The organism is Rhodococcus sp. MS16, from assembly GCF_013277795.1.
In the GTDB taxonomy this organism is placed as follows: domain Bacteria; phylum Actinomycetota; class Actinomycetes; order Mycobacteriales; family Mycobacteriaceae; genus Rhodococcus_F; species Rhodococcus_F globerula.
The window spans coordinates 18,242-28,491 of record NZ_VBTM01000022.1 but is presented as its reverse complement, the minus strand read 5'-3'; the positions used below and the strand labels follow the sequence as shown (position 1 = coordinate 28,491).

Below are 10,250 nucleotides of genomic sequence, written 5' to 3'. Positions count from 1 at the left end.
CGAAGGTGGATTCGTGCATCACGACATGAACGAGTGGCCGGCGAATGATGACCATGCCGCTGCGGTCCTGCGGGCAATCACCGCGGTCGCAGTCGCACACCAACACCGTTGAACCGCTCACCAAAGCGCCCAACGCATCCGCTCGGCGCTGCTCATAGGTGCGGGAGTCGTGGCGGCACAACGACATCGCCAGTTCCCGCAACCGGCCGTCGAAGGCGCGGGCCTGCTCCGCCGGGATACTGCCCAAGATGCGGGCCATCCCGTCTTCGGCGGCACTGACCCCCACGAACCGATCGGCGAGGGCTCGGCGTCGTCGTTCCCGCATGCCTTCCGGATCGACGCGGGCCACGATCCGGTCGATCGCCGCCGTCAACCGGCGACCCGTCAACCCGGTACCGCCGTCCACCGGTGGAGCCAACACCTGCTCGAGCAACAAGCGTTCGACTTCGTCGATCAGCTCGTCGCTGACATTCGCCGTCGCCGACTCGATCAACGAGACACGGTAGAAGTCGAGTTCACCGCGGGCCATCGCCGCCCGCATGCGATGCAACCGCGTCTTCAACGCAAAACCCAACCCGATGAGCTTCCCGGCAGCAGCCCGTCCCATCGTCAGGACCGCGCTGACCTCGGATTCGGCCAACTCGTGCGCCGACGACGTCCACGTGCCACCCTCGACATGCTCGGCGCTACGGCGGGTGAAGAACTCCGCCACCACGGCCAGTTTCCGCTCGACCAACATCGCCTCGCACGAATGCAATTCGGCCATCAAATCAACGAGGGCGCAATCAGTTTCGGTACCACTCAGCTGTGCCGAGATACCGAAACTTCCCACCCCTGGATCGAACATTCCCCCACCGTAATCGAAATCCTGTTCGATTGGGAGGGCTCCTGAAAATCAGTCGGAAAAGTCTGAATGCTGACTGGAAACTTCAGGGCGGCTTAGCTTTTGACGAGTATCAGTCGACTCCGCCGCCGCCGCTGGGCATGGGAATCTTCACTACCTTGTCGTCATTCGGGCCAGGTTCGCCCGCCGACTTGTTGACGGTGCTGACCCACAGCAATCCGTCCGCGCCCAACGCCAGGCCTTCGAGTTGACCGTAAGTATCCTTGGCAACAGCACCCGGCGGTGTGGTGATGGCGCCGGTACCGGGGTCGGTTGCCAGTGAAGCCACGGCTTTACCCGCGCCCAAAGCCACTGCAACAACGCCTTGTACTGCCACGCAGCCGCCTACTCCCGGGCGGTCGGGCCACGTCCAAGCCGGAGCGGTCACGGTACCGTCTGCACCTACCCGTTGGAGGCGATCCTCCAGTGCGGTGCGATCGGTGACCCACGTCGCGATGCCGGGTTCCACGCACACGCCACCGCCATTACCGATACCTGACAGGACAACGTCGGGGCGCGGGGGAGTGGCATTGGGGGCGAGGGATCGAACACGAAGCAGCTTGCCGGCCAGTGATGCGGGATCGTTTGCAGCAGCTGGATTTCCGGCATCTCCGGTCAGGACCATGAGTTGATCGGGTGCGGCAAACTCGAGGGAACCTCGGTTCCCGTTGGCGCCCCGAGGAATTCCTCCGAGGACTACCTTTGCGGTGTCGCCCGGCGCAATGCGGACCACACGATTGTCTGAGCCCGTCGTGACGTACGCGTAGATCAGGTTGTCTTCGACGAAGGTAGGGGACAGGGCAATATCGAGTAGTCCGCCGTCAGCACTTCCGTCGACGTCGATCTTGGCGACCTCGACGGGGATTTGGCCGGGGGCGACCTGCAGGATCCGGCCGGTCCGGCGTTCGGCAACCAGACCTGAGTTTCCGTCTGGCAGGGTGAGCAGTCCACCGGTGGTGTCGAGGCACGTTGCGATGACCGCCGGGTCGGCATCCACACACGGGCCGAGGGGGCCGCGCGGTGCTATGGGCGGAGCGGTAGTTGTCGAGGGTTGCGGGTTCTGCGGCGCAACTTCCGCGTTCGATTGGATGGTCGGTTCCGGAGTGAACGGGCTTGCCGTCGATTCGTCGAAGTCGGCGCAACCGGAAAGGATGGACGCAGCGAAGGCGAGTGCCAAGGTTGCCGATGCGGCGCGTCGTGTTCTGCGCGACGTGTTGCGTCCACCCGTAGTCATGGTGAAGACGTTACGTAACCGATGCCCTGCGCCGCCACGCCGGAGTAGGTTCCCCGACCTCGTCGCGTCACCGCTTTAGGCTCTCCTACGTGACTGACGAGCGAAAAGACCCCAGCGAACTGTCGGAACCCGGCGTGGCGACGGGCAAAGTGTCCAGTCCTTACGACTCACCGACGGAGCAGTTTCCTCCGGTGAATGCCCGCAATTCGTTGCCGCGAACCGACGACGATCTCGATTTCGGTTCAGCGCAAGCAAATTCCGTGACCGAACAAATCCCGGCATATCGTCCGGGGTTACTTGATAAACCGACTGAGGTGCTCACACGCGATACCGCGTACGAGATGCCGGCCGATCCGGTCGCGGTCGCAGTCGCAGACCCGATTCCGGTGGCCGAAGATCCGCGGCCGAGCCGAGGAACACTGGATCTCGGTCTTTTGGCGCTCCGGTTGGCGGTGGGCGGCACCGCGTTGGTGCACGGCTTGCAGAAGTTGACGGGTTTGTGGAACGGCCCGGGGCTGGGCGGCTTCGAAACGATGTTGGCCGAAGCGGGATTCGAACAGGCCAAGTTGTTGGCAATTTTGGGTGCGGTCGGCGAGGTGGCTGGTGGCGCACTGCTGATTTTGGGTCTGTTGACTCCGATTGCCGCGGCGTCGGTGCTGGCCGTGATGATCAATGCATGGGCGCTTCGTCAGTTGGCTGAGCCCGGTCTCGAGTACTTTGCGCCAAACGGAACCGAGTACGAGATGCTCTTGGGGATCTGCGCTGGTGTGATCATCCTCACGGGACCAGGGCGAATCGCGCTGGACGGCCGCCGAGGCTGGGCGAAGCGGCCCTTCATCGGTTCGTTGGTTGTGCTGATTCTGGGTATCGGTGCCGGCGTGTGCACGTGGATTTTCCTGAACGGGGCGAACCCGCTCATCTGATCCGATGTAGAACAAAATCCGATGCAGAACAAAACAGCCGCCGCCTTTCCGAAAGGGAAGGCGGCGGCTGCTGTTTGTCGATCTGGGTTGATCAATCCTTGACGAGCACCGGTGCGGCATTGGCGGCCGGGATCGCCGTGCCGTCCTTCAGCTTGCGACCGAGTACCGATTTGCGGTGACCGTACGCGAAGTACACGACAACGCCGATCGCCATCCAGACCACAAATCGAATCCAGGTTTCGACCGACAGGTTGAGCATCAGCCAACCGCAGGCGAGAACCGCGAGAATCGGAACGAACGGCACCCACGGCACGCGGAATCCGCGCGGCAGATCGGGACGGGTGCGGCGAAGCACGATCACGCCGACGCAGACGAGCACAAAGGCGAACAGCGTGCCGATATTGACCATCTCTTCGAGAGTTCCCATGGGGAAGAAGGCAGCGAGCACTGCGACGATGCCGCCGACGATCAGTGTGATGCGCAGCGGGATGCCCTTACTGGTGGTCTTGGCAAGCTTCCTGGGCATCAGGCCGTCACGTGACATGGCAAACAGGACGCGGGTCTGGCCGAGCATCATGACCATGACAACAGTGGTCAGGCCGGCGAGGCCGCCGAAGTTGATGGCAGTTTGTGCCCATCCGATCCCGTTGGCTTCGAAGGCGGTGGCGAGCGTGGCACTCGAGTCGCCGACGAGTGGGCTACCGTCCTTGAGTTCGGTGTACTTGACCATGCCGGTCAGAACCAGGGTGACAGCGACGTACAGGACGGTCACGATCGCGAGCGAGCCGAAGATTCCGCGCGGCAGTGACTTCTGGGGGTTCTTCGTCTCTTCGGCGGTGGTAGCGACGACGTCGAACCCGATGAAGGCAAAGAAGACCAGGCTGGCAGCGGCAAGGAGACCGTATGCGCCGTAACTGCTTCCGCCGGCTCCGGTCAGCCAGGAGAACAGTGTCTGGTGAATTCCGCTAGCCGTGCTCTCTGCGCCTTCGGCGGGCGGGATGAAGGGCGAGTAGTTCTCCTTCTTGATGTAGAACGCACCGACGACGATGACAAGGAGAACAACTGCGATCTTGATCGCGGTGATGACGGCAGAGACTCGGGACGAAACCTTGGTGCCGATCGCGAGAATGAGTGTGATCGCTCCGATGATGAGCAGTGCGCCCCAGTCGAAGCTGATGGATCCGATGTGAGCTGTGGTGCTTCCGCTCGCCCCGATCACATTGCCGAGATAGAGCGACCACCCCTTGCCGACCACGGCGGAGGCAAGTGCAAATTCGAGGATCAGGTCCCAGCCGATGATCCAGGCTGCGAATTCGCCGAAGGTCGCATACGAGAACGTGTACGCGCTGCCGGCGACGGGGACCGTCGAGGCGAACTCTGCGTAACAGAGAGCTGCAAGTGCACACGCGATGGCTGCAAGAACAAAGGCCAGTGAGATCGAGGGGCCCGCTACGTTGCCGGCTGTTCTGGCGGTGAGGGTGAAGATACCTGCGCCGATGACAACGGCGACGCCGAAGACCGTGAGGTCCTTCGCGGTCAGTTCCTTTTTGAGCTTGGTTTCAGGCTCGTCGGTGTCCGCGATCGATTGCTCGACGGATTTGGTGCGCCATATGCCGACTCCGGGCATGTATTGCTCCTTGATTGATTCCCGGCGACCTTGTGGGGGACGGGAGGTGGCTGACAGTTGTCGAATGTGATGTGGGTCTCATCGACTAGATGAGGGAACCATTGGTGAGCGCAGTGCGCAAGTCGCGGCCACTGAACTAAATAAAATGATCACTTCACTCGCCATCAACCCCCCGTACATATCTGTTTTGATCAGCTGGCTCCGTGCACACTACGGGAAGTGAATTCGATCACGCACATTTCGTACTAATGCGTCCGAATTGTCCGCAGCAGCAGCGCATTCCGGTCAGTCTCTCCGCGCGTCGTGTCGCGTCATTTCAGTACCTGTCGGTCGGTCTTGCTATCAATAAGCGATCAACCGCGACGCTCGCGGTACCCGACTTGAAGGAGATCGTGATGATCCAGGCCCATCTCGACGCGTTGCACGGGCTTCCGGCTTTCGACTTCCCAGCTGCGGGGGCGACTGATTCAGCACTGCCCGCTGCGGGTGCTGTGGCGTGGCGCATCTCGGTGGAACCGTATTCGGATGACTCGGAAGAGTTTTCCGAGGCCTGGGCACGGTTTGTCGAGAAGGTGGACCTGTCGGCGGTGCAGGCAGTGATCATCGGCCAGTGGGGTGAGTCGTACGAGGTCAACTCGTCGTCGATCGTGGAACTGGTTGTCGAGCAACGTCACCGGTTGACGTCGCTGCGGGCGCTATTTCTCGCGGACATCACACAGGAGCAGCAGGAGATTTCCTGGATTCAGCAATCCGACGTCACTCCTGTACTCGGCGCGTTTCCGGAGTTGGTCGAGTTCGGCATTCGTGGTGGCACGGAATTGCAGTTCCCAGAAACCAGTCATAGTGCGCTACGTCGATTGACCGTCGAGTCGGGTGGACTGCCCGCCGCAGTTGTCCACGGTGTGTCCTCGAGTAACTTCCCGGCGCTCGAGTTTCTCGATCTGTGGCTCGGGACAGACAATTACGGGGGAGACGCGACCATCGAGGATCTGGCTGTCATTCTCGGCGGTACGAAATTGCCGTCGTTGCGGCACCTGGGTCTGCGTAACAGCGAGATTCAGGACGATATCGCCAAGGCGATTGTTACTGCCCCGATTCTCGGGCAGCTCACCACGGTGGATCTTTCGATGGGCACGCTCTCGGATGACGGCGCCCAAGCGCTTCTCGGCACCAGTTCTTTCAAGGGTCTCGAGTTTCTCGACCTGCACTACCATTTTCTCAGTGATGCCGCGATCACGGAATTGACCCGGCATTGCGCCGAATTGGGAGTTCGGGTCGATCTGTCCGAGCAGACCGACGCGGATGAGTACGACGATGAGATCTGTCGATATGTTGCAGTCTCCGAGTAATCCCTCGTCGCCGCCTTTCCATTCGCGGTTCGTAGTTATCGGGGTTACGGGCAATCGTCGAGTTTCCGGGTTTGTCGACGCGGTCACGGCAGCGGGATTGCCGACTCCGCGTGTTCTGGGTTGGCGTGAGATTATCGGTCGAGATTATGGTTTCGACGCTGGCGAGATCGTTCGAATCGATTCGCCCGGAGAAGATTCCGTGGTGGACCGATACCTTCGCGGTACGGACGAGTCGACACGGGTTGAGGGCACCGGCAAGTGGTATCGACGATTCACTACCGAGATTCGCGAGATTACCGATCGAGCAGATCGCGTCGGTGCTCGGGTTCTCGGTGATGCGAACGAGATCGCGATGATGTTCGACAAACGGCGCTGCCATCGCCACCTCGACGCTGCCGGGGTACGGGTCCCCGCGGCGTTGGAGACTGCGCCCCGAAGCTACGCCGAACTCGAGCAACTAGCAGCCGACGCACACATGCCACGAGTGTTCGTCAAGCTTGCTCACGGCTCGTCGGCGTCGGGAGTGATTGCGCTGCAATGGGGTCCGCGCGGGCAGGTCCGGGCCGTCACGTCGGTGGAAGTGAGTGCTGATGGTGCGCTGCACAACTCACTTCGAGTGCGCACATATCGAACGAGGGCTGCCATCGCGTCAATTGTCGATCGGCTCGCGCCCGACGGACTTCATGTCGAAGCGTGGATACCCAAAGCATCGCTCGGCGGACGCACCGCCGACGTTCGTGTGGTGGTTGTCGGGGGTGTTGCCACCCATGCCGTAGTGCGGACCAGCGCTTCTCCGCTTACCAATCTGCATCTTGGCGGTACCCGCGGTGCACTCGTCGACGCGATGACTGTTGCAGGTGAGAACTGGTCACAGCTTCTGGAATTGAGTGAGCGGGCAGCAGCGTGTTTTCCGGCGGCACCCCATGTCGGAATCGACGTCTTGCCCGGCGTCGGGTGGCGACGCTTCACGGTGGGGGAGGTCAATGCGTTCGGAGATCTCCTGCCGGGGCTTACCGGTCTGCCCGGAAGCCCCGCCGAGGGAATGACTACGTATCAAGCACAAGTAGATTCGCTACAGAAATCGGAAAACGTGGAGTATGCCCGGTGAACAACCGTGACATGAACGACGTCGACATGAACGACGTCGACACGAGCTACCCCGACATGAATGAGGTCGTCGGGCAGGACGACATCCTGTTGCTCACGTTGGACACGCTCCGCTACGACGTCGCCTGCGAACTGGCCGCGAGTGGGCGCATTCCCACTCTCGCGTCGTACCTCCCCGGGGGACGGTGGGAAAAGCGCCATGCCCCGGGAAGTTTCACCTACGCCTCTCATCAGGCGATTTTTGCCGGCTTTCTCCCGACCCCGGCCAGCCAGGGTCCGCACCCTCGATTGTTCGCTGCTCGATTCGCCGGGAGTGAATCCACCGCCGACGGAACGTTTGTGTTCGAGGGCCCCAATGTGGTGGACGGCCTGCGGCAGGTCGGCTACCGCACTGTGTGTATCGGCGGGGTCGGGTTCTTCAACAAAGCCGCGCCCCTAGGTTCGGTGATGCCCTCGATGTTCGACGAGAGCTATTGGGAATCGCGCTTCGGTGTGACGTCTCCGGAATCCTTCGAAGCGCAAGTCGAGTGTGCCGAGACGGTGGTGGCCGGTCTCGAACCGGACCAGAAGCTTTTCCTGTTCGTCAATGCCGCTGCGCTGCATCAACCCAATTGGTTCCACCTTGCAGGTGCTAGCGCCGAGTCGGGAGACACCCTCCAGTCCCATGCTGCCGCACTCGAATACATCGACCGCCATATCGCACGACTGCTACAGGCCATGAGTTCACGGCGGCGGTGCTTTGCCATCGTCTGTTCCGATCACGGCACAGCGTACGGCGACGACGGTTGGACCGGGCACCGGCTGGGTCACGACAGCGTGTGGACAGTTCCCTATGCACATTTCTTCGTGGAAGGTCCACAGCGATGAGTCTCGCAGTTACGGTACGTCCGTACCAAAATTACGTTTATGCGTATCCGCACAAGACGGCGTACCGGCCGCTACAGCCTCGCCCGTCGTTGCAGAAATTGTGGGCATCAGAGCCGAAAGACGCACTGTCGCTGTACCTACATATTCCGTTCTGCGAGGTTCGCTGCGGATTCTGCAATTTGTTCACTCGTATCGGCGCGCCGGGTGAGATGACCACCGCATACCTCGACGCACTCGAGCGCCAAGCACGTGTTGTGTCGGACGCTGTCGGCGACGGAACTCACTACGACGCCGTGGCCTTCGGCGGCGGCACCCCGACCTTTCTCGACGCCGCCGAACTCGACAGATTGTGCGACATCGCGGAACTCAGCATGGGCGCCGATCTTTCATCTGTTCCGTTCTCGGTGGAGGCGTCGCCGTCGACGGTAACCGCCGACCGGATGTCCGTGCTGGCAGCCCGCGGAACTACTCGCCTGAGTCTGGGAGTGCAGAGCTTCATCGACTCCGAAGCGAGGGCGGCAGCGCGGCCGCAGAAGCGGGCCGATGTCGACGCCGCGCTCGGGCGGATCCGGGACGCTCGAATTCCCGTGCTCAACATCGATCTCATCTACGGCATCGACGGTCAGACCGAGCAGACCTGGCGGCAATCCCTCGACGCGGCGTTGGCGTGGGAACCGGAGGAGCTGTATCTGTATCCGCTCTACGTTCGAGCGCTCACGGGTTTGGGCAAGAAAACAGCGGTCACGGAATCCGATGCCGAGTGGGACGAGCGGCGTCTGCGCTTGTATCGGTTCGGCCGCGACTACCTCGGGCAGGCCGGGTATCGGCAGGTCTCGATGCGTATGTTCCAGCGCGAGGGCGCGGTCATCGACGGGGCGGCCGACTACGCGTGCCAGACCGACGGCATGATCGGATTGGGGTGCGGCGCACGCTCGTACACCGCTGACCTTCACTATTCGTTCGATTACGCGGTGGACATGCGGGAGATCCGCGGGATCATCGACACGTTCATCGCCCGGCCGGCCGACGAGTTCGCCTACGCGGAAGTCGGTCGATTCATGACTCCCGATGAGACGCGTCGCAGGCATCTCGTCCAGTCGGTGCTTCAGGCCGAAGGGATGGATCTGTCCGACTATCTCGCGCGGTTCGGAACACTACCTATCGACGACTTTCCGGAGGAATTGAAGGCCTTCGAAGCGGCCGGGTGGTTGGCGGGTGATCTACAGCCCGATCGACTGAAACTCTCGCCCGAAGGTCTGGCGCACTCCGACGCGATCGGCCCGGCGTTGTTCTCAGCGAGTGTCCACCGGGACATGGCAGAGTACGAGGCCAAATGAACTCCTCGTTGTCGATTCTCTACCGCGGTCCGTTGGCGAGTTGTAATTACGACTGCCCTTACTGCCCGTTCGCGAAACGCCGTGATCCGCCAGCCGAATTACGTTCGGACAGAGCATCATTGGAACGGTTTGCAGCTTGGGTGGCCGAGCGGACGGATCTACGGTTGTCCGTGCTGTTCACGCCGTGGGGTGAGGCACTGGTGCGGTCCTGGTATCGGCGCACTCTCGCGGAACTGAGTTGGTTGCCTCACGTCGAACGGGTTGCGATACAAACCAATCTCAGCGCTCGCACCACGTGGCTTGCCGACGCAGACCCGTCGACGCTGGCGCTGTGGTGCACATTTCATCCGGGACAGATCTCGCTCGAAAGATTTCTTGTGAAATGCCGGGAACTCGACGGAGGTGGCATCCGCTATTCGGTGGGAGTCGTCGGATTCCCGGAGCATCTCGAAGTTGCCCGTGAGCTGCGCCAGAAATTGCCCGAGAATGTCTACCTGTGGGTGAATGCAGCCGAGGGGCGGGTGTATTCGGATGAGGAAGCGCAGGTCTGGACCGAACTGGACCCGCTTTTTCCCTACAGCCGGAACCCGCATCCGAGCGTCGGAAAAGCTTGCAGAACCGGAGAATCCGTCATTTCCGTCGACGGTGACGGCACCATTCGGCGGTGCCATTTTGTCCCCGAGGTGATCGGTAATCTCTACGACGGCAGTCTCGAGCAAACACTGACCGCACGAGAATGTCCAAAAACGATGTGTGACTGTCACATCGGCTACGTGCATCTCGAATCGCTACCGCTCTACGACGCTTTCGCCGGGGGAGTGCTCGAGCGCATACCGGCCACGCTGACGAGTGCGCGTGTGAGCAGGCAGTTACCCCTGCACGTAGTGCGGTGAAACAGAAGATCCCCGGCCGCGTTATCAACG

General features: G+C 61.5%; 9 protein-coding genes. 6 read left to right on the top strand and 3 right to left on the bottom strand.

All coding sequences use genetic code 11. The features are described from left to right. Together FEZ60_RS30470 and FEZ60_RS30465 are read right to left on the bottom strand one after the other, a co-directional pair. The coding region (locus FEZ60_RS30470) for a DUF222 domain-containing protein (protein ID WP_172937778.1) at window positions 1-847 on the bottom strand (847 nt) is incomplete at its 3' end. A gap of 109 nt (window positions 848-956) precedes the next feature. After that, complete coding sequence (locus FEZ60_RS30465) at window positions 957-2,117, bottom strand: PQQ-dependent sugar dehydrogenase (protein WP_116103088.1); 1,161 nt, start codon at window positions 2,115-2,117, stop codon at window positions 957-959. Window positions 2,118-2,206: 89 nt separating this feature from the next. Here FEZ60_RS30465 and FEZ60_RS30460 point away from each other — a divergent pair, with 89 nt between their 5' ends. Next, on the top strand, window positions 2,207-3,040 hold the full coding sequence (locus FEZ60_RS30460) for a DoxX family protein (protein ID WP_045067153.1): 834 nt from the start codon (window positions 2,207-2,209) through the stop codon (window positions 3,038-3,040). Between the two features lie 91 nt (window positions 3,041-3,131). On the opposite strand, the gene FEZ60_RS30455 is transcribed toward FEZ60_RS30460, so the two are convergent. Further along, window positions 3,132-4,667 carry an amino acid permease gene (locus tag FEZ60_RS30455; protein ID WP_092808555.1) on the bottom strand — a complete coding sequence of 512 codons (1,536 nt, stop codon included), beginning with the start codon at window positions 4,665-4,667 and terminating at the stop codon, window positions 3,132-3,134. A gap of 395 nt (window positions 4,668-5,062) precedes the next feature. On the opposite strand from FEZ60_RS30455, the gene FEZ60_RS30450 reads away from it, so the two are divergent. From FEZ60_RS30450 to FEZ60_RS30430, 5 genes are read left to right on the top strand one after another with little or no spacing between them, the layout of a single operon-like run. Next, complete coding sequence (locus FEZ60_RS30450; protein WP_172937777.1) at window positions 5,063-6,016, top strand: STM4015 family protein; 954 nt, start codon at window positions 5,063-5,065, stop codon at window positions 6,014-6,016. After that, the gene (locus tag FEZ60_RS30445) at window positions 5,982-7,124 is read left to right on the top strand and encodes an STM4014 family protein (RefSeq protein ID WP_242484925.1); all 1,143 of its coding nucleotides are present in this window, start codon (window positions 5,982-5,984) and stop codon (window positions 7,122-7,124) included. Before FEZ60_RS30450 ends, FEZ60_RS30445 begins: the two co-directional genes overlap by 35 nt. Continuing rightward, a complete protein-coding gene (locus FEZ60_RS30440) occupies window positions 7,121-7,990 on the top strand; it encodes an STM4013/SEN3800 family hydrolase (protein ID WP_346343426.1) in 870 nt (289 codons plus the stop codon). Before FEZ60_RS30445 ends, FEZ60_RS30440 begins: the two co-directional genes overlap by 4 nt. Further along, window positions 7,987-9,327, top strand: a complete 1,341-nt coding sequence (locus FEZ60_RS30435) for an STM4012 family radical SAM protein (protein WP_172937776.1) — start codon at window positions 7,987-7,989, stop codon at window positions 9,325-9,327. Before FEZ60_RS30440 ends, FEZ60_RS30435 begins: the two co-directional genes overlap by 4 nt. Further along, window positions 9,324-10,220, top strand: a complete 897-nt coding sequence (locus FEZ60_RS30430) for an STM4011 family radical SAM protein (protein ID WP_172937775.1) — start codon at window positions 9,324-9,326, stop codon at window positions 10,218-10,220. The genes FEZ60_RS30435 and FEZ60_RS30430 overlap by 4 nt, the downstream gene beginning before the upstream one ends. Window positions 10,221-10,250 lie beyond the last annotated feature (30 nt).